Annotated in this window: 23 protein-coding genes; 13 read left to right on the top strand and 10 right to left on the bottom strand. The window is 33.0% G+C overall.

Going from position 1 to position 18669, the window contains the following annotated elements:
• The first annotated feature begins 6 nt into the window (after positions 1-6).
• On the top strand, positions 7-585 hold the full coding sequence (gene pgsA / locus DW196_RS07055; protein WP_071456284.1) for a CDP-diacylglycerol--glycerol-3-phosphate 3-phosphatidyltransferase: 579 nt from the start codon (positions 7-9) through the stop codon (positions 583-585).
• Between the two features lie 121 nt (positions 586-706).
• Positions 707-1243, top strand: a complete 537-nt coding sequence (locus tag DW196_RS07050) for an HdeD family acid-resistance protein (protein ID WP_118250765.1) — start codon at positions 707-709, stop codon at positions 1241-1243.
• A gap of 43 nt (positions 1244-1286) precedes the next feature.
• On the opposite strand, the gene DW196_RS07045 is transcribed toward DW196_RS07050, so the two are convergent.
• Positions 1287-2339 (bottom strand): AI-2E family transporter, encoded by a 1053-nt coding sequence (locus tag DW196_RS07045; protein ID WP_071456282.1) that lies wholly within the window; start codon positions 2337-2339, stop codon positions 1287-1289.
• 109 nt (positions 2340-2448) lie between these two features.
• Between DW196_RS07045 and DW196_RS07040 the strand changes: the two genes are divergently transcribed.
• The 6 genes from DW196_RS07040 to lrgB all read left to right on the top strand — a co-directional run bounded on the left by DW196_RS07040 (position 2449) and on the right by lrgB (position 7755).
• Complete coding sequence (locus tag DW196_RS07040; RefSeq protein ID WP_118250764.1) at positions 2449-3234, top strand: MerR family transcriptional regulator; 786 nt, start codon at positions 2449-2451, stop codon at positions 3232-3234.
• 81 nt (positions 3235-3315) lie between these two features.
• Positions 3316-3873 (top strand): signal peptidase I, encoded by a 558-nt coding sequence (lepB, locus tag DW196_RS07035; RefSeq protein WP_118250763.1) that lies wholly within the window; start codon positions 3316-3318, stop codon positions 3871-3873.
• A gap of 102 nt (positions 3874-3975) precedes the next feature.
• Complete coding sequence (locus tag DW196_RS07030) at positions 3976-5745, top strand: sensor histidine kinase (RefSeq protein WP_118250762.1); 1770 nt, start codon at positions 3976-3978, stop codon at positions 5743-5745.
• A gap of 17 nt (positions 5746-5762) precedes the next feature.
• Positions 5763-6488 carry a LytTR family DNA-binding domain-containing protein gene (locus DW196_RS07025; RefSeq protein ID WP_118250825.1) on the top strand — a complete coding sequence of 242 codons (726 nt, stop codon included), beginning with the start codon at positions 5763-5765 and terminating at the stop codon, positions 6486-6488.
• A 152-nt stretch (positions 6489-6640) separates the two neighbouring features.
• Complete coding sequence (gene lrgA, locus DW196_RS07020; RefSeq protein ID WP_118250761.1) at positions 6641-7069, top strand: antiholin-like murein hydrolase modulator LrgA; 429 nt, start codon at positions 6641-6643, stop codon at positions 7067-7069.
• The gene (gene lrgB, locus DW196_RS07015; RefSeq protein ID WP_079345950.1) at positions 7069-7755 is read left to right on the top strand and encodes an antiholin-like protein LrgB; all 687 of its coding nucleotides are present in this window, start codon (positions 7069-7071) and stop codon (positions 7753-7755) included. The genes lrgA and lrgB overlap by 1 nt, the downstream gene beginning before the upstream one ends.
• A 60-nt stretch (positions 7756-7815) precedes the next feature.
• Here the strand turns inward: lrgB and DW196_RS07010 are convergent, their stop codons facing one another.
• On the bottom strand, positions 7816-8796 hold the full coding sequence (locus DW196_RS07010; protein WP_118250760.1) for a polyprenyl synthetase family protein: 981 nt from the start codon (positions 8794-8796) through the stop codon (positions 7816-7818).
• 128 nt (positions 8797-8924) lie between these two features.
• Between DW196_RS07010 and DW196_RS07005 the strand changes: the two genes are divergently transcribed.
• Positions 8925-9827 carry a prenyltransferase gene (locus DW196_RS07005; protein WP_118250759.1) on the top strand — a complete coding sequence of 301 codons (903 nt, stop codon included), beginning with the start codon at positions 8925-8927 and terminating at the stop codon, positions 9825-9827.
• A 390-nt stretch (positions 9828-10217) separates the two neighbouring features.
• Here DW196_RS07005 and DW196_RS07000 read toward each other — a convergent pair whose 3' ends face one another.
• Genes DW196_RS07000 through DW196_RS06970 form a run of 7 tightly spaced genes read right to left on the bottom strand, consistent with a single transcriptional unit; the run spans position 10218 to position 13864 of the window.
• Positions 10218-10334, bottom strand: coding sequence for a putative metal homeostasis protein (locus tag DW196_RS07000; protein ID WP_117972397.1), 117 nt, complete (start codon positions 10332-10334; stop codon positions 10218-10220).
• A 3-nt stretch (positions 10335-10337) separates the two neighbouring features.
• Positions 10338-11309, bottom strand: a complete 972-nt coding sequence (locus tag DW196_RS06995; protein ID WP_118250758.1) for a GTP-binding protein — start codon at positions 11307-11309, stop codon at positions 10338-10340.
• Between the two features lie 6 nt (positions 11310-11315).
• The gene (locus tag DW196_RS06990) at positions 11316-11696 is read right to left on the bottom strand and encodes a hypothetical protein (protein ID WP_118250757.1); all 381 of its coding nucleotides are present in this window, start codon (positions 11694-11696) and stop codon (positions 11316-11318) included.
• A gap of 16 nt (positions 11697-11712) precedes the next feature.
• Positions 11713-11874: a 50S ribosomal protein L32 gene (gene rpmF, locus DW196_RS06985; protein WP_118250756.1), complete on the bottom strand. Its 162-nt coding sequence runs from the start codon at positions 11872-11874 to the stop codon at positions 11713-11715.
• An 18-nt stretch (positions 11875-11892) separates the two neighbouring features.
• Positions 11893-12162: a 30S ribosomal protein S14 gene (rpsN, locus tag DW196_RS06980; protein ID WP_071456270.1), complete on the bottom strand. Its 270-nt coding sequence runs from the start codon at positions 12160-12162 to the stop codon at positions 11893-11895.
• A gap of 14 nt (positions 12163-12176) precedes the next feature.
• Positions 12177-12329, bottom strand: a complete 153-nt coding sequence (rpmG, locus tag DW196_RS06975; protein ID WP_118250755.1) for a 50S ribosomal protein L33 — start codon at positions 12327-12329, stop codon at positions 12177-12179.
• A 14-nt stretch (positions 12330-12343) separates the two neighbouring features.
• Positions 12344-13864 (bottom strand): zinc ABC transporter substrate-binding protein AdcA, encoded by a 1521-nt coding sequence (locus DW196_RS06970; RefSeq protein ID WP_118250754.1) that lies wholly within the window; start codon positions 13862-13864, stop codon positions 12344-12346.
• Positions 13865-14188: 324 nt separating this feature from the next.
• Between DW196_RS06970 and DW196_RS06965 the strand changes: the two genes are divergently transcribed.
• Positions 14189-14662: an S-ribosylhomocysteine lyase gene (locus tag DW196_RS06965; protein WP_071456268.1), complete on the top strand. Its 474-nt coding sequence runs from the start codon at positions 14189-14191 to the stop codon at positions 14660-14662.
• A gap of 259 nt (positions 14663-14921) precedes the next feature.
• Here DW196_RS06965 and DW196_RS06960 read toward each other — a convergent pair whose 3' ends face one another.
• Positions 14922-15467, bottom strand: coding sequence for an NADPH-dependent FMN reductase (locus DW196_RS06960; protein ID WP_118250753.1), 546 nt, complete (start codon positions 15465-15467; stop codon positions 14922-14924).
• Positions 15468-15656: 189 nt separating this feature from the next.
• Here DW196_RS06960 and DW196_RS06955 point away from each other — a divergent pair, with 189 nt between their 5' ends.
• The 3 genes from DW196_RS06955 (at position 15657) to DW196_RS06945 (ending at position 18404) form a co-directional block, all read left to right on the top strand.
• On the top strand, positions 15657-16379 hold the full coding sequence (locus DW196_RS06955; protein WP_118250752.1) for a nucleoside phosphorylase: 723 nt from the start codon (positions 15657-15659) through the stop codon (positions 16377-16379).
• 1 nt (position 16380) lies between these two features.
• Positions 16381-17082: a nicotinamide riboside transporter PnuC gene (pnuC, locus tag DW196_RS06950; protein ID WP_118250751.1), complete on the top strand. Its 702-nt coding sequence runs from the start codon at positions 16381-16383 to the stop codon at positions 17080-17082.
• Positions 17083-17201: 119 nt separating this feature from the next.
• A complete protein-coding gene (locus DW196_RS06945) occupies positions 17202-18404 on the top strand; it encodes an amidohydrolase family protein (protein WP_118250750.1) in 1203 nt (400 codons plus the stop codon).
• Positions 18405-18669 lie beyond the last annotated feature (265 nt).

Genomic DNA, 18669 nt, shown 5'->3' with positions numbered 1-18669 from the left:
TTATAAATGAATTTACCAAACAAGTTGACGGTCATTAGAATCTGTATGATTCCACTCTTTATGATTGTTGCTTTAGCTCCACTTAACTGGGGGGAGGTTGATGTTTTTGGTACCCCCTTATTAATCACTCAACTCGTTGCAGCGATTATTTTTGCGGTAGCAAGTATTACAGATTGGTTAGATGGGAAAATTGCTAGAAAACATAATTTAGTCACAAATTTTGGAAAGTTTGCTGATCCATTAGCAGATAAAATGTTAGTTATGACTGCTTTTATTGTTTTAGTTGGACAAGGTAATGCCCCATCGTGGGTTGTTTCCATTATTGTTTGTCGTGAACTAGCCGTAACAGGTTTACGTCTATTACTTGTTGAAGATGGTGAAGTCATGGCAGCTGCATGGCCTGGTAAAGTCAAAACAGCCACTCAAATGGTTGCAATTATTTTATTATTACTTGGCAATGTTCCATTTAACGCGATTAATTTACCGTTAGATCAAATCTTTTTATATATTTGTTTAGCAGCCACAATCTATTCAGGTATAGATTATTTCGTAAAAAACAAACACGTCTTCAAAGGTTCTATGTAATAACTGGCTCTGCTTCTGTTAAAGTAATGACTCGAAGTAGAGCTTTTTATCTTTTTATTGGTTATTTTTTCGTAAGACACGTATAATAACCATGAAAGTATTATAATTAAGGAGTGATGACATGTCTTCTCTATTTCGTTCCATCCAACGCCACGCTTTTGCTCGAGGAATCATCTATTTATTAGTCGGTATCTTGATTTTTCTTAGACCAAATCAGTTATTCAATATGGCTGTCTATTTGATTGCAGGATACAATGCTATCCTTGGTTTAATTAATCTTGTCAGTTATTTAAGAAATCAACAAAATAGTCAAATTTCTGTGAGTATTTTTTATTTTATTGCCGCCCTTATGATTTGGCTCTTTGCTAGACCAATTGCTAGTATCTTACCTATCTTTTTAGGTATTATGATTATTATTGGTGGAGCAACAAAAATTTCAAGTGCGCTTAACTTTAAACAATATGTCAATATTAGTTATGTTCCAATGTTACTTTATGGTATTGCTCTACTACTTGCTGGAATCTTTATTTTATTTAGACCTTTCAGTAGTCTAATCGTTTTATTCAAGTTCTTTGGAGTGGTTCTAGCTCTATCAGGTATTTCTGAACTGGTTACAGCTATTAAAATTCGCAACTATAAAAATCCAGATGTGTTTTAATCGAAAAAACGTTGTCCTCTTAAATAAAAGAGAACAACGTTTTTTATTTTGATGAATTAATTTGCGGGATAACTGGTGTTTTTTTGTGATCCACTTTAACATCAAGTAAATCAAGAAAAAAGACGAAAGCTGGTATCCCTATAACCAGTCCCCAAACGCCGAAGAATTTTTCTGAGAACATCAAGATAACAAAGACATAAAAGATAGGTAAATCTGTTTTACTACTCATTAACTTAGGATTCAATAAGTATGATTCAATCGCATGGATAATAGCAATCATAATTAACACATAAATAACATCTTCAATACCACCTACTGTATAAGCAATCAACGATAGTGGAATACATGATATAATTACCCCTGCCACAGGAATTAAACTTAAAATAAATATCATTAAAGCTAAACTTAATAATTGATCTTGTGGAAATTTCATAAAAATCAACCCAATAATAGTTAATATTGTATTCACAATCGATATAATAAATTGGGCCTCTATCACAACCCCAAAAGTATTAACAAATTTTTTACCTAAATAAGCGACATCTTGGCTAAAGAGTCCTATCTTACTTTTGAAAAAGGCTTGACCAAACTCGGTTACCCAATCTTTTTCTATAATAAAGAAGAAACTTAAAATCAATGACATCACAAACGTAATTCCCATAGAACCAATGCTTGTAATGGTTGTGAACACTACTTTAGCTCCTGTTGTTAATTGTTGTTTGATTTCATTAAACCCGACATTTTGAGCAATCCATTCATATAATTTATTATTGGTATCTGCTTTTTGATAAAAATTAAAGACTTCTTCTATCATCTGTATCGTTTGATTAAACAGTTTTGGAACATATACTGTAATCGAAAAATATAAAAATACGATGATGAGTAGATACATTACTATCGCTATTAATTTTTTAGGGAGTTTGGTTAAATGGTGAATCCCCTCTACTCCTCGAATGATTAAATACGTTAAAATAAATGTTAGTAGAATTAAACTGATAATATTTCGAATTAAATACAGACATAAAAATATAATACATAAAACTATCGTTCGCCGAACACTACTATTTGTTTTCAAACGTTCCCACAAGCCAACCATCTTTTCACCTCACTGAATATTATATAGTTTATTTTACGATAAAAAGACTTGAAAAGATAGTATTTCACTTGTTGACCTTAACGTTACGTCAAGATGTATACTCACATTAATGAAAGGAGGAGTTTTTATTTATTCTATAACTGAATTAGCTAAACTATCAGGTGTTACTACAAGAACATTACGCTACTACGATAGCATAGATTTATTAAAACCCACACATATTAAAGAAAACGGGTATCGTTATTATAGTGAAAAAGAGCTTGATCGACTACAACAGATACTTTTTTATAAACAATTTAATTTTTCCTTAGACGAAATAAAATCTATATTATCAGATGATAGTGATTGCATCATTGAGTCTTTATCTAACCACTTTGATAAATTATTAGAACAGAAAAAACAGTTAGACAGACTTATCCTTTCATTAGATAAAACAATTAAGTACTACAAAGGAGAACTCAACATGACTAATGACGAAAAATTTGAAGCGTTCAAACAACAACAAATAAAAACGAATCAAGAAAAATACGGAGAGGAACTACTTCAAAAATACGATACAAAAGAAATAGAGACGTATGAATCTAATTGGATGAACCTATCACAGAATGATTTCAGCGACTCACAAGAGGCTGAACAACGTTTATTTAACTCATTAAATCAATTAGAACAAGAAGAAATCACAGACGTCTCCCATCCTTTAGCCGAAGAAGCCTTTCTTGCTCATAAAAAATGGTTATCGATTACGAGTCCATTTTATTCATCTGTTTATCATCAACAGATGTTGGATATGTATTTAGCTGATGAGCGTTTTACGTCTTATTATACTAAACATATTTCAAAAAACAGTTTAGTATTCTTGAAAGAAATTGTCTATTACTATACATTAAATAAATGACATTCATTTTAATATATCGTATAATAAACTCTATAAGTTATCATTTCAGTGAAATGGTAATTAGATTATAGGAGGTTTATTATGACAAAACCAACATGGATTAAAGACTTAATTTGGTATGTCGTCTTAATCATTGCATTAGTGTTATTACGAGTATTTGTATTTACGCCAGTCACAGTAAGTGGGGAATCAATGATGCCAACACTTGTTGATGGTGAAAGAAATATCGCATTAAAAATGGGCGATACTAAACGGTTTGATATTGTCTCACTGGTTGCACCAGATGACCCATCTAAAAATTATGTCAAACGTGTAATCGGTATGCCTGGTGACACGGTAGAATACAAAGATGACGTGCTTTATATTAACGGTAAAAAAATGGATGAGCCTTATTTAAATGAGAAAAAAGCTGAACTGAAAAAAACAAACCCTGATGACGTCTTAACTTATGACTTTACTTTAGAGTCATTAACTGGAGAGAAAACTGTTCCTGAAAATAGTTACTTTGTTATGGGGGACAATCGTCAAAACTCAAAAGATAGTCGATTCCCAGAAGTTGGGTTTATTCCTAAAGAAAATATTATCGGAAAATCCAAAATTGCTTTTTGGCCACCAAGTAAATGGGGTATGGTTAAATAAAGACTCGACGTGTTGATAGGTTACTATCGACACGTTTTTTTGTTGTATGATTGAATATTTTTTATGCTACACTAAAACTAAATATCAAAGGAGTTTACTCACATGGTCGAATTATTTATCCTAATGATGGAGCGTGTTGGATTAATTATCCTCTTAGCTTTCTTATTAGTAAATGTCCCCTACTTTAAAAAATTATTACTAAGCCGGAACTCCTATCAATCAAAGTTACAACTTGCTATTATTTTTAGTTTATTTGCTATTATCTCAAATTTCACCGGAATCGAAATTAAAGATAATCAAATCGTTCCAAGTAGTATCCTAACCAACCTACATGACAATGTATCCATTGCAAATACTAGAACTTTGGCTATCGGTGTTTCTGGTATTGTCGCTGGACCCTTTGTTGGTGGGATGGTCGGGATAATTGCTGGAACTCATCGTTTCATTCAAGGAAGTAATTATAGCTGGTTCTACATCCCTTCTTCTATCTTAGTTGGTATATTATCTGGCTGGCTAGGTAAAAAAATGACGAAAAAAGGAAAATTCCCTTCGCCTACTCAAGCTGCTTTGATTGGAGCATTGATGGAAAGTGTCCAGATGCTTTTTATCATGTTATTTAGTGGTGGTAGTATTCAACAAGGCCTTAACTTAGTTAGTTTCATTGCGCTACCTATGATTATTCTAAATAGTACGGGAACCTTTATATTCTTATCTATCTTAACTACTACTTTGCAACAAGAGGAACAAGCCAAAGCTGTTCAAACACATGATGTTCTAGAACTAGCTGCTGCCACTCTTCCCTATTTTAGAGAAGGTTTAAACGAGCATTCAGCTCAAAAAGTCGCAACTATTATTCAGCACTATACAAAAGTGAGTGCTATTAGTTTGACAGATAGTCACCGAATACTCGCTCATTATGGTGCGGGAAGTGATCATCATATCCCCGAATTAGAAGTTATTACAGAGTTATCTCGTGATGTTTTAAAAAATGGAAAGCTCTCCATCGTGCATCATAAAGAACATATTGGTTGCTCGAATCCAAGCTGCCCTTTAGAAGCAGCTATCGTGATTCCTTTGTTTGTTCATAAAAAAATTGTCGGCACACTTAAAATGTATTTCACTGACGCCAATCAACTCACACATGTTGAAGAACAATTAGCACAAGGTTTAGGAACTATTTTTTCTTCGCAAATTGAACTAGGTGAAGCAGAAGTTCAATCTAAGTTGCTAAAAGAAGCTGAAATCAAATCATTACAAGCACAAGTTAACCCACACTTTTTCTTTAATGCCATTAATACCATTTCAGCTCTAATGAGAAAAGACAGTGACAAAGCCAGAACATTATTATTACAACTCAGTACTTATTTTAGAGGGAACTTACAAGGTGCCAGACAAACCTTGATTCCTTTAAAACAAGAATTAGCTCAAGTTGATGCTTATCTTTCTTTGGAACAAGCACGATTTCCAAATAGATATTCTGTCACGTTTGACATCGAAGACGACATCACACATTTTGTCGTGCCACCTTACGCCGTACAGATACTAATAGAAAATACCATTAAGCATGCTTTTGGAGCTAGAAAAGAAAATAATCATGCCTATGTTTCTATTTATAAAGAACAAGAACAATTAATTATTTCTGTGGCAGATAATGGGCTAGGCATTCCTGAAGACAGGTTGCTACAATTAGGAAAAGAACCTGTTTCGTCTAAAAAAGGAACCGGTACGGCTCTAGAAAACTTATCAAAACGAATGATTAACTTGTTTGGTGGTCAAGCTAGTTTTGATGTTAAAAATAATTCAGGAGATGGCGCAACCTTCACCTTAACCATACCACTGATTGAAGCAAATGGTGTAAATACTTTAATATAAAGGAATGATTCCCTATGATACATGTTTTACTTGTTGACGATGAACCTTTAGCTCGTGACGAACTAACCTATTTAGTGACACAACACCCTGGTATCACGTCAACTGCTGAAGCTGATTCTGTCGAAGAAGCCATGGAACAAATCATGGATAAAAAGCCCGACATTATTTTTTTAGATATTCATTTAACTGATGAAAGTGGGTTTGATTTAGCGAATAAACTAAAAAAATTGAAGAAACCACCTTATCTTATTTTTGCAACAGCCTATGATGATTATGCACTAAAAGCCTTTAAGGTAAATGCCATGGACTATATTTTAAAGCCCTTTGATGAAGTGGTCGTCCACGAAGCATTAGATAAAGCAATCTCAATCATCAAACCCACAGAAGGACCTGTAAAAAAAGTGACTGATTCCATAGATGCGATTCCCATTCAGGGAGAGGATCGGATTTTTCTCGTTCACCCTAAAGATATCTATTTAGTCTCTGTCGAAGATAAAGAGTTAAGTGTTCACACTGAAAAAGAAACGTACCAAACAAGTGGGAGTTTAAGTAAAATCGAAAGACGTTTGCCGATGGATTCCTTTGTCAAAACACACCGAAGTTTCATCTTAAACACTACAAAAATCCAAGAAATACAACCTTGGTTTAACAATACACTACAAGTCACACTAGATAATGGATTAAAAGTGCCTGTCAGCAGATCCTACGTTAAACCATTCAAAGAAATGATTGGTTTATCTTAATCAAATCACTGCCATTTTGCTTCATGCATTTTGGGAGTGATTTTTTGTATTATACGCTTACATTTTTGCGTTTCACGGTAAAAGCCACACAAAATGGCTTCTTTCTCCTATACTAGGTTTATCAAATGAATCAGTGAAAAGGAGTTTTACAAATGGAAAAAAAAGTTTATTCATTCTTACACCAAGCATTTATTTTTGCAGCAATTATGCTCATCTCTAAAGGGATTGCCTATGTATTACCTATCCCTATGCCAGCTTCAGTTATTGGGTTGATTCTTTTATTTGCAGCCTTAAGCACAAACATCGTGAAACTAGAGCAAGTTGAGGGTTTAGGAACAAGTTTAACTGGTATTATCTCTTTCCTATTTGTTCCTTCTGGTATCTCTTTATACAACTCATTAGACATTTTAAAAGTTTATGGCGTGCCAATTTTAGCAGTCATTTTTATTGCAACTTTTGTTATCCTAGCAGTTACTGGATGGAGCGCATCTTACCTATTAGGAGTTAAAGAAAAATCTGGTGCTAAAGAAAGAAAACTAGCCTTTCTTAAAAAACAACAATTAGAGGAGGTACAAAGATAATGACCCCATATATTGGTATTGTTATTTCATTCGTCGCATTTGGTGTTGGGACATTTTTATTCAAAAAAACAAATGGTTTTTTCTTATTCACCCCATTATTTGTTGCTATGATTCTAGGTGTCATCATCTTAAAAGCAACTGGTATCAACTACGAACAATATAATCAAGGTGGAACAGTCATCAGTTTCTTCTTAGAGCCTGCAACCATTGCCTTTGCTATTCCTCTATACAAAAAAAGAGATTTACTACAAAAATATTGGTTAGAAATAGTTGCTGCGATTACAATAGGATCAGCAGTATCTGTCACAAGCATTGTCGCTGTTGGAAAACTAATTCGTATGCATCCTCAAATGATGGTTTCTCTATTACCACAAGCGGCAACAACAGCGATTGCAGTTCCTATCTCTGAATCAATGAATGGAATTGTTTCTTTAACTGCCTTTGCTGTCATCTTCAATGCTGTTATCATTTACGCAACTGGAAAAATGGCGTTAAAATTCTTCCACATCAATAACCCTATTGCTAAAGGTTTAGCACTTGGTTCTGCTGGTCATGCTTTAGGTGTATCAGTTGGAATTGAACTAGGTGAAACAGAAGCAGCCATGGCAAGTATTTCTATGATTCTAGTAGGAGTCATTACTGTCATCGTCGTCCCTCTTTCAGCAAGTTTATTACAATTAACTTAATACTAGACAAAAAGACACCATCTAACTTCCACATTTCCCTAAAAGTTAGATGATGTTTTTTTAATTATTTCTATCTAAAAGTACTTCTGTTACATGATACAAAATATCTTTTTCTACAATATCTGGTAATTTTTTTATGCTTGTTAAGGCTTTATTAGTGAATCGCTCTGCAATCATCTCAGCTTTTTCTATGCCTTTATATTTTTCGATTAGTTGCTGTACTTCTTTCATCTCTTGATTAGACAACTCTGTCTTTTTCTCTAGATAAGGTAAAAAAGCCTCACGATTTTCATTCATCGCTAAAATAAGCGGTAATGTATAGTACCCGTTCTTCATATCTTCAAAGACTGGTTTTTGCATGTCTTCTTGTGTCGATTTATAATCAAGGATATCATCCATAATCTGAAACGCCATCCCAATATTATAGCCGATTCGTTTTGCTTGAAGTTGTACTGTCTTTGGTGCATGCGAATAATGCGCTCCCTCATAACAAGAAAATTCAAATAACTGAGCCGTTTTTCCTTTTATATGTTGAAAATATTGTTTGACCGTAATATTTGTATTATACCGTAAATTCATTTGGTCCAGTTCTCCCACTAAAATTCGCTTCATACTTTGGGCATTTAATGAAATTGTTTTTAAATCATTTGTCGCATTTGCCAATAAATGAAAGTACACTGTAAATAAAAAATCTCCCGTATAAACTGCGATATCTTGTCCATATAGAGCTTGCACTGACGGCATTGAGCGACGTACAGGTGAATCATCGATAATATCATCGTGAACAAGCGTTGCAACGTGCAATATTTCAAGCGAGGCTGCCATACGGTAACGTTTCTTATCTGATTCTATCGTACCAAATTTTGAAAATAATAAAAAATATGCTGGACGTAATAATTTTCCACCAGCATCAAAAAATAATTGCAATGTTTCCGTGATTTCTTTATTTCGAATTTTAACTGACTTTTCCATGACACGCTTGGTTTCAATCAATTCTTTTTGGATAGTAGGATACATCTCCCACAGTGGATGAACAGTCATAGCGGCCTCCTATAAAATCATATAATCTACAATAATTAAGCAATGAACAATTTCCAATCATTCATTTTTGAAAAATACCTACTCTAACAGTATAATAAACAGTGGATAAAATGTGAAGGAGTTTACGAATGAATTTTAAAGTATTTGCCGAATTAATCGAACTTAAAGCAAAAGCTGCGAGTGTTTTCCCGTTTATTATGGGATTTTTATATTCATGGTACCATTATCAACAAATCAAACCATTATATATGCTCTTATTTTTCACCTCAATGTTATTATTTAATATGGCTGTCGATATATTAGATAACTACATGGACTATCATAATGCGACTGATGTGCACGACTATAAAGAAGAAACCAATATTATCGGGCGAGAAAATTTATCACTCACTCTTGTAAGAAATATGATGATTGGGTTGATTGTCTCTTCTGCTATTATTGGTGTATATCTTGCGTCTCAAACAAGCTGGGTCATTTTATGGTTAGGAATGTTTAGTTATTTCATTGGGATTACCTATTCAGCTGGACCAAAACCACTTTCTAGCCTTCCGGTTGGTGAAGTGACTTCTGGTGTGACAATGGGGATTGTGATTCCTTTAATCTGTGTTTACTTGAACGTATTTGATATTTTACCATTTGATGGTCAATTTATCATTCAAGTAGCGATTTTATCACTACCAACTGCTCTAGCCATTTCAAATCTTATGTTAGCTAATAATACATGCGATGTGGAAGAAGACGTTTTAAACAACAGACACACACTTGTATACTATATCGGAAAAAAACGAGCTGTGTCGCTATTTAAATTACTCGTGATTTTATCATTTGTATTTGCCACGCTTGGTGTGGTGTTAAATATCGTGCCCATCACGTTACTTGGTATTTGGTTAATTTTTCCGAAGATTTGGAAAAATACTATGATTTATTCGAAAGAACAAATCAAAACAAAAACATTTCCACTAGCCATTAAAAATTTAGGTATGATAGCCATCACACAAGTAGTTTTATTCTTTGTCGGTTTATGGTTTTAAAACTTCTTCGCTAACCAAACAAAAAACACCTACAGAAAAGGGAATAACTGTAGGTGTTTATATAGTCTATACTTCAATTAGGAGGAAGATAGGTTCATAGATAAGCACAAAATTAATAACGGCAACTTTAATTGTGTAACTCTTATCTATGAACCTAGTATAATACGGTGATAAAAAAATAAAATACCACAAATCAGCTATCAATAAACCAATTTTCAACATTTTTTATTTACTTCATTATATGAACGTTATGGTATTTGTTATAACCAAACATCATATGCTTCCCCCTATTTATTGATAATATTTTTTATATTCTACCATAAATAAGAAAATTGAGATTCATTATCAATTAAAAAATAAAAACGCCTTGAATAAATCAAGGCATTTTGACTATTTTCCACGTTTATTTCTTTTGGCTTCTTTAATAATTTTTAGTGCACGTTTTTTTGTTTTAATATTAGGACTACTTAAACGTCTATATGCACTAGATACATCTGTTTTTTCCATTGATTAGTCTCCCTCTGTTGATTTTTCTATCACTAATTGAAATACTTGATTAATGTCATCTTTATCGATATTTTTACCGATGATAACTAATTTATTGTCATTATTTTCGGTTAAACGATTAGTCAAATTAAAATTTAATAACTGATTCACACCTTGAATTTCTGTTTGAAAGTCTTGATCAGACACATTGACAAAACCTTTTATTCTATAAATAGATTCCTGATAGTTCATCATTAACCAAGAAAGCCAATTGTGTAATAAACCTTCTTTAACATAACCTGGTTCAGATATAATCATTGATTCAAATTCATGATGATGGTGATGATGGTGTTCTTCTTCATCATCGATTGATTGATTAAATAAATGATTTCCTAGTACCAAATCAGCTAACTCTGAAGATGATTGAATTAATGAAAACTCGTATATATCTGCTAACGGATTAATTTCTTTTAGTTGCTCTTTTATTTGATTGATACTGTCTTTATTCGTAACACTTTTTTGTGAAATCAATAGTCGGTCTGACATGACAAGTTGTTTTGTCGCTTCATGATGTTGGAGATTTTGTACAATATTCTCAGCATCTATAACCCCAATAACACTATCCAAATAAAAATAGGGCTGTAACTTAGGGGTCCCCACAATCATTTGAATAATTGGTTGTGGATCAGACACGCCACTTGTCTCAATAATAACTTGTTTAATTGGATAACCTTGTGTTACAAACACATCTAACACTGCTGTTAATGCATTTAACAAATCACTACGTAAACTACAACAAATACACCCACCGTTCATCTGTACAATATTTTCTTTTGAATGAATTAATAACTCATGGTCAATTCCTGCTTCACCAAATTCATTTTCTATAATAACAACCTCTTCAGGTGCTAGATCACTCCCTTTAATGACTTGATTGATTAATGTTGTCTTTCCTGAACCTAAAAATCCTGAGATAACTGTAATTGGTATCCACATATCCCTCTACCTTTCTGATAAATATTCAGTAATTTGTAGCCTATCATCATAACTCATATTTTCAGATAAAAGATGATCCTTTAACGATTCTTTAAACGAAAGTGAGATTTCCCAAAAACCATCAATCTTTTGGAAAAGATTGACGTCGTATCGTTTAAAAACAGGATACAGAGTCAAAAAGTCTTCAAAGGACATGTCTTCTTCTTCATAAAAATCTTTTACCCAACCCATATCTAATGCTTTTTCAGTTGGGAGGCCCTGTTCTGTAATAATTCCTACCTCAATCATATGCTGATACATCCTAATTTTATCTTCCATCTCAATATTCTTTTCATCAAAATGATAAGATAAACTATCTTCAACAAGTGGTGGATAAATAATATTCATCTAGATTCACCTCCTACTAAATGACTTTTCTACCTTTATAGTAACCATCACGTGATACATAGTGACTGCGTTTATATACTCCTAATACACTATCATAAGACACTGTTGATGATAGTTTTTTATGTGTTTGTCGCGCATTTTTCTTAGCTTTTGATGTTTTTCTTTTTGGAACTGCCAAATTGTTTCCTCCTCTTTTTTACCAACTTGCTTTTTTAACGCCGGGCAATTGTCCCTTATGTGCAAGTTCTCTAAATGTAATACGAGACACGCCAAACTTACGCATATAAGCTCTTGGTCTGCCATCTGTTTCATCTCTTAGCTTTAATCTATTAGGATTTGACTCTTTAGGTAGTTTACGTAACCCCTCATAGTCCTTATTTTCTTTTAATTCTTTCCTTATTTCTGCATATTCTGCCACTAATTTTTTTTGTTTTTCATATTTGGCTATCTTAGATTTTTTTGCCACTTTATTCAGCTCCTTTATTTTTTTGTCTCTTTAAATACCACATGCTGTCTAAGCTTTGGAGAATATTTTCTTAACTCCAGTCGTTCAGGTGTGTTTCGTTTATTCTTACTTGTTAAATACAATCGCTCTTTTGTTTCAGAACATTCTAATATAATGGGTGTTCTCATACATCTCTTCCTTTCTAATGAGCCATCATTTCTTGTGCGACTTCTTTTCCAGATAAGTCTTTAGGATAATAAGTTGGCCAGTTTTCAAGTTCTTTATACAGTGCTTCTTGACTATCATTGCCAAAGTACAAATGGAAATGAGCTGATTTTGTATCCGTGATTTCATGATCACTAAACTGAACATACTTAAAAGCACCTTGACTAGGATCTGTTGCCTCAAAACAATATCTCACACCACGGTTTCCTTTTTCATAAGTTAAAACTTTTTGACCAATATACTTATATTTTGAGCTCATTTTTTTACCACTATCATCAATAAAAGTCATCGTTGAATCTGTAATATCAATTTCTTTAATTGATGTTTTATACCCAGAATCATAATACTTTTTATATTCTTCAGCTGATTTATCTTTTTTCATTTTAGCTTTGTAATCAAACACTTGATCTAATGTGCCCTCTTTTAAAAGTGGGTAAACTGACTGCCAACTTCCTTTCCAATTTGATAATGGTCTATCCTGTATTTGATTATCTTCAAAGTATCCTGCTTGTACTGTTTTTTCAGGTGTTTTACTTACAATAGATTTTGTCGTTTCTTCGCCAGTAGTTTTACTCAAAGCTGTTAGATTTTCTTCCATAACTGAAACATAGTTTTCACCTTTATCAATTTCTTTTTGACTTAACCCCTCTAGCGGATTTAATACTAATAATTCCACACCAGTTTCTTTTGCCAATGTTTTAGCAATAGCATCTGTTGCATTAGATTCAAAATAAATATATTTAATATCATTCTCTTTCACATACTTATTTAGTTCAGCTAATCTAGCTGGTGATGGTTCTTCGTCTGGAGAAAGACCAGAAATTGGTACTTGTGTTAATCCATATTCCAACGCTAAATAACCAAATGCTGCATGCTGTGTCACAAAACTTTTTTGTTTAGCGTTCTTTAATGTATCTTGATACGACTTATCCAAAGTAGCTAATTTTTTTAAGTACTTATCAGCATTTGTAGTAAATATTTTTTCTTTGTCTGGATATCTTTTTATCAGTTGATTGCGAATTTCTTCGACTTCTTTAATTGCTAAACTAGGTGCTAACCAGACATGTGGATCTAGTTCATGTGAGTGCCCCTCCTTACCTTGTTCATGATGGTCATGTTCTTCTTCGCTTCCAGGTAGTAATACCATATTTTCAGTTGCTTTTATCTTTGTTACGTTCCCCTCCTTTAATACTGATTCAACGGAAGGTACCCACGTTTCCATATTTTCATTATTATAGACAAAGACATCACTATCTTGTATTTTCTTTAAATCCTTAGCTGATGGTTCAAAATCATGTGCTTCAACTCCGGCTGGAACAATCATATCCACTTCTCCAGCGTCACCTACAACTTCTTTCGTAAATTCATACATCGGATAAAATGTGGTGGCTACTTTTATTTTGTCAGTATTTGTCTGCTCAGTTTTAGCAGTTGAGCATGCTGCAAGTGACCCTCCCATCATTATCAAAGACATACCTAATATTATTTTTTTCTTCATCCAAAAACCTACCTAACTCTTTAACTTTTAAACCGTAATTATTACGCTTTATATTTTTGAATATTATCAAATATTTTTTTTATTGTCAACTAGATTCTTATTTTTTTTTAATATTCAGTAGTTGATTACATATCTACAACAAAAAGAAAATAATCTTTATTTATGATGTTAAAAAATGATTTTTTTTAAATGTGATTAACTTGTTTTTAAAAAATAGAATTTTAGCGGATTTTTCAACACCTTATTGACACTTCTTAAAAAAAGGTTATCCTTGAGATATCATCTAAAAAATGACTTTTTATAATACTGAAAGGAATGATATAAATGGCAGAAGTAGAAAGTTTTACATTAGACCATAATAAAGTTATCGCACCTTATGTTCGAGTGATTACAACAGAAAATGGAAAAAAAGGAGATTCAATCACAAATTACGATTTACGATTTGTTCAGCCTAATAAAGGAGAAATGCCTACAGGTGCTATTCATACTTTAGAGCACTTATTAGCTGATTTATTAAGAGATCGATTAGATGGAATCATCGATATTTCACCATTTGGTTGCCGAACTGGTTTTCACTTAATTGTGTGGGATAACTACCCAGCTGATGTTGTAGCAAAAGCGTTAAAAGAAACATTAACTCAAATTGTAGAAGAGATTTCTTGGGAAGATGTCCAAGGAACTGATGCTAAAAGTTGTGGAAACTATAAAGATCATTCATTGTTTTCTGCAAAAGAATGGGCTAAAACTGTATTAGATCAAGGAATCAGTACAGATGCTTTTGAACGAAAACCTATTTAAAATATTCCTCTATTAGATAACCTCTCTCACTTTGGTAAGGTTATCTAATATTTTTTTATGAATACCATAGTAATAGATTATTCATCTACAATCGAATACGATACAAGGGGTAAAATAAACAGAATGGTAATACATGACATTAGCATTGATTTATAAATATCATGTTAGAGGTTTCTATATATTTTTTATGACATAACACCATCCTTAAAGACAAAAAAACTATCACAGTCATTTACTGTGATAGTTTTTTTGTCTTTAACTAAGCAAATTTTGCTGCAAATTCACTAAATTGTTTTCCAGCATTTGCTAAAAATTGTTTTGTATCATCATTTGTTGGTTCTAAGTTTTCATCAAACAACTGATCGGAATGACCAATGTACAATTCAGGTTGTTGCATAGTTGGCATATCTAAAAATACTAATGACTGTCTTAACACATGATGTGCTAAGACACCTGAAATACCTGAAATAGATTGAGAAGCAACAAGTGCTGGTTTTTTAGCCCATACATTTTGTCCCCATGGTCTTGAAGCAACATCTAATGCATTTTTTAAAGCAGCTGGTATACTTCTGTTGTGCTCTGGTGTGACAAAAATAATGGCATCTTGTGCAGCGACTTCTTCTCTAAAACGTGTGTATTCAGCAGGTGAGTCGGCATCTAAATCTTGATTGTACAAAGGTAAATCACTGATGTTGATGAATGTTACCTCTGCGCCATTTGGTAAACCTTTTACTATTGCCTTTGCTACCGCTTCCGAATAAGAATTTTTTCTTGTTGAACCTACAATAACTCCATATTTTTTCATAATGATTATCTCCTTATATATACTTACATTTTGTAAGTTTTATTATATTATTATAGTAACACCGTCTTTTTATTAGTGCAATTTATTTGTCTCGGACTATTTTAAAAATTTATTATATCTTTTTATTTTTTTAGTGTATTATATTATCTAAAGAAATAACTACTAAACATTTTTAAGAAAGGAAATCTTATGACCAAACAAGCACATATCCAACTAGAAAAAATGAAACAAGTTTCAAAAGCAATTATTGTCGGTGATCCAAAACGGGTCGAACGTGTCGCTTCATGTTTAGAAAACGTAGAGAAACTTAGTGATAATCGTGGCTACATTTCTATTAAAGGTGACTACCAAGGCGCTTCTATTTTAGTCATTGCTACCGGCATCGGTGCTCCTTCCACAGCAATTGTTGTAGAAGAATTAGCTAACATTGGGATTGATACTATTATTCGGGTAGGAAGTTGTGGAGCCATGCAACACAATATTCCACTCGGTGCATTAATTATTCCGACAGGGGTTGTTCGCGATGAAGGATTGACAAAAAAATATGTTCCTATTGATTTTCCTGCTGTTGCAAACAATGAGTTACTATCTAGCGCAAAAAAATTTTTACCAAATGGTTATTATGGTATTACGCGTTCGCATGATGGATTTTATATGGAAAATAATGCCGAAACGGAAAAATATTGGTCTCATTTTGGTATTTTAGGTGCCGATATGGAAAGTAGCGCTCTTTATGTTTTAGGTAGCTTAAAGGGTATTCGTGCCCTTTCTATCTTAAATAATGTAGTTCTTTACGAAGCCGACTTAAGCGAAGGTGTCAACAGTTTAGTAAATGAAGAAGATGCTGTTGCAAAAGGTGAAATGGATTCCATAAAACTTGCTTTAACGATTTTAAATGAGTTGGGAAATTAAAATGACTGATACAAAATATTCATGGATTTATAATCAATTATTTGTTGGTTGGAAGCCATTTGAAGTAAAATACGTTTCTGTTTTATTATCTCTTCAACTGATTGTTTTTATGATTTCTCCAGACTCAGTTATCGGAATGATTAGTGGAGTTGCTGGTGTTATCTGTCTGGTTTATGGGATGAAAGGGCGAAAAATCACGTTCTTATTTGGTATTATTCAATGTCTTGCAATGACGTATATTGCTTGGCAGAGTCATGCTTATGGCTCATTTGTCATGAATATTATTTATGTTATCTCACAACCAATTGGCTGGTTTTTATGGGGCAATGATGGAGCTGTGCATGAATTCAAACCTAAAACAAAACAGTTCCTATTTTTAGGAAGTGTGATTGCTTGGGTCATTGGTTGGATTGTCATTGGGAATTTTGGTGGGCAACTACCATATATTGATAGCGCAAACCTTGTCATATCTTTAATTGCACAAACTCTTTATATTTTCAAATACAAAGAAAACTGGTCATTATGGATTTTTGTCAATATCGCCAATCTATTATACTGGTCACTACTTGCCTTTAATTCATGGACAGGAAAATCAGATATTGGCTCGTTAGGGATTTACCTTTCTCAAATTGCTCTACAAGCTGCACTTTTATTTAACAGTATTTATGCTAATAAAGTTTGGAAAGATTATGAAACTAATTAATAACAACGAAAGACTCAATTTAGAGTCTTTTTTTAACGTGCATTTATTTAGTCTTTTTCTTATTAATAGTGTACTCTTAAATAAATCGTGATTTTCAACATCATTAAAGGAGAGATAATATGACTTATTGGTTAACAAACGTGCGTATAGAAACTGGATTTATCAGAGAAAATGATTGGATTAAAGCAACTGAAACACAATTAGTGGCCATCCACATCCACAATGGAAAGATTACAACCATTATTCCTACAGAATATTTTTCTTCTAATGATGAAAAATTTATAGATTGTAATGAACAGTTACTACTACCAGGTATCGTAGAAAAACACTGCCACTTAGACAAAAGTAAATTAGGAACACAATATACTCCAATCACTCCTGTTAAAAGTTTAGTGGAACGTTTTGAAACAGAAATTCCTATATTGGATAGTCTAGATGAACCCATCGAGGTGCGTGCTAAAGCACTGTATGACTTAGAAGTTTCCCATGGCGTGACTGCGTTTAGGTCTCATATAGATATCGAACCAGCAACGGGCCTTAGATACCTAAACGCCATGACATCACTGCGAAAAAATGTGTGTACACCTATTGAACTAGTTGCTTTTCCACAACATGGATTATTACGTTCAAAAAGCAGTCAATTAATGGAAAAAGCTTTACAAAATGGTGCTAATTTTGTTGGCGGTGTGGATCCTTACTCGCTAGATGGCGACTATAAAGCATCTCTTCGTGAAACATTTCGACTAGCGACAACTTATAATGTGGGGATTGATATCCATGTTCATGATAGAAAAGAAGCTGGAACAACAACCATAAAAGAAATCATTCATTTAACTAAAAAACATGGATGGCAAGATAAAGTGTTTATCAGTCATGCATTTGGCTTAAATGATTTTGTTGGTGACGAAAGAAAACAAGTGTTTTCCGATTTAGCTAAACAGGGTATCCATATTGTAACGAGTGTTCCTATTACACCAAATACAATCCCTCCGATTATGGAGCTTATCGATTACGGTGTCTCTGTTCATCTAGGTTGTGATAATATTTACGACTGTTGGTCTCCTTATGGTGATGGCTCACTTCAAGAAAAATTGGTGCGTTTAGGTGAATTATTTAACGTAAAAGACCAAAGTGATTTGACTCAGCTTTTAGGATTAATGACTGATGGCGTGACTACTTTAGATAAAGACGGAAACCATATATGGCCTAGTGTTGGTGATGAAGCTACTTATTTACTTACTTCGGCAATGTCATCAGCTGAATTTGTTGCTAGAAAATCACCTATTACATCAAGCTATTATCAAGGAAAACAAGTAAAATAAATAAGCTGACTAGAAAGTCTTAAAATAGATGTATTGGTCATGTCCCAAAATAGGTCATGATTTCCGCGACTTCTAGCCAAATAACTCATGTATTTTCTCGCATCATTTATACTGTTAATATTAGTCATCTTTTAATCTTTGTCGATATCTATCAACAATCACGCCAGAATTATAATAATCGTGAACTGTATTAAGTCTTATATTGTTAATACCTGAACTGATTTTTGTAACACCTTTATAAGTCGAGGCTGCTAATAAACTTCCT

Origin of the sequence: Vagococcus sp. AM17-17 (assembly GCF_003471765.1) — a bacterium.
GTDB lineage: Bacteria > Bacillota > Bacilli > Lactobacillales > Vagococcaceae > Vagococcus > Vagococcus teuberi.
Note: the sequence above shows the minus strand (reverse complement) of the source record. Positions and strands in the feature narration are given on the sequence as shown.

What these genes read in the sequence shown, in the direction of transcription:
- pgsA (WP_071456284.1), top strand. Translation starts at nt 7, where the DNA reads ATGAATTTACCAAACAAGTTGACGGTCATTAGAATCTGTATGATTCCA.
- DW196_RS07050 (WP_118250765.1), top strand. Translation starts at nt 707, where the DNA reads ATGTCTTCTCTATTTCGTTCCATCCAACGCCACGCTTTTGCTCGAGGA.
- DW196_RS07045 (WP_071456282.1), bottom strand. Translation starts at nt 2,339, where the DNA reads ATGGTTGGCTTGTGGGAACGTTTGAAAACAAATAGTAGTGTTCGGCGA.
- DW196_RS07040 (WP_118250764.1), top strand. Translation starts at nt 2,449, where the DNA reads ATGAAAGGAGGAGTTTTTATTTATTCTATAACTGAATTAGCTAAACTA.
- lepB (WP_118250763.1), top strand. Translation starts at nt 3,316, where the DNA reads ATGACAAAACCAACATGGATTAAAGACTTAATTTGGTATGTCGTCTTA.
- DW196_RS07030 (WP_118250762.1), top strand. Translation starts at nt 3,976, where the DNA reads ATGGTCGAATTATTTATCCTAATGATGGAGCGTGTTGGATTAATTATC.
- lrgA (WP_118250761.1), top strand. Translation starts at nt 6,641, where the DNA reads ATGGAAAAAAAAGTTTATTCATTCTTACACCAAGCATTTATTTTTGCA.
- lrgB (WP_079345950.1), top strand. Translation starts at nt 7,069, where the DNA reads ATGACCCCATATATTGGTATTGTTATTTCATTCGTCGCATTTGGTGTT.
- DW196_RS07010 (WP_118250760.1), bottom strand. Translation starts at nt 8,796, where the DNA reads ATGACTGTTCATCCACTGTGGGAGATGTATCCTACTATCCAAAAAGAA.
- DW196_RS07005 (WP_118250759.1), top strand. Translation starts at nt 8,925, where the DNA reads ATGAATTTTAAAGTATTTGCCGAATTAATCGAACTTAAAGCAAAAGCT.
- DW196_RS07000 (WP_117972397.1), bottom strand. Translation starts at nt 10,334, where the DNA reads ATGGAAAAAACAGATGTATCTAGTGCATATAGACGTTTAAGTAGTCCT.
- DW196_RS06995 (WP_118250758.1), bottom strand. Translation starts at nt 11,309, where the DNA reads ATGTGGATACCAATTACAGTTATCTCAGGATTTTTAGGTTCAGGAAAG.
- DW196_RS06990 (WP_118250757.1), bottom strand. Translation starts at nt 11,696, where the DNA reads ATGAATATTATTTATCCACCACTTGTTGAAGATAGTTTATCTTATCAT.
- rpmG (WP_118250755.1), bottom strand. Translation starts at nt 12,329, where the DNA reads ATGAGAACACCCATTATATTAGAATGTTCTGAAACAAAAGAGCGATTG.
- DW196_RS06970 (WP_118250754.1), bottom strand. Translation starts at nt 13,864, where the DNA reads ATGAAGAAAAAAATAATATTAGGTATGTCTTTGATAATGATGGGAGGG.
- DW196_RS06965 (WP_071456268.1), top strand. Translation starts at nt 14,189, where the DNA reads ATGGCAGAAGTAGAAAGTTTTACATTAGACCATAATAAAGTTATCGCA.
- DW196_RS06960 (WP_118250753.1), bottom strand. Translation starts at nt 15,467, where the DNA reads ATGAAAAAATATGGAGTTATTGTAGGTTCAACAAGAAAAAATTCTTAT.
- DW196_RS06955 (WP_118250752.1), top strand. Translation starts at nt 15,657, where the DNA reads ATGACCAAACAAGCACATATCCAACTAGAAAAAATGAAACAAGTTTCA.
- pnuC (WP_118250751.1), top strand. Translation starts at nt 16,381, where the DNA reads ATGACTGATACAAAATATTCATGGATTTATAATCAATTATTTGTTGGT.
- DW196_RS06945 (WP_118250750.1), top strand. Translation starts at nt 17,202, where the DNA reads ATGACTTATTGGTTAACAAACGTGCGTATAGAAACTGGATTTATCAGA.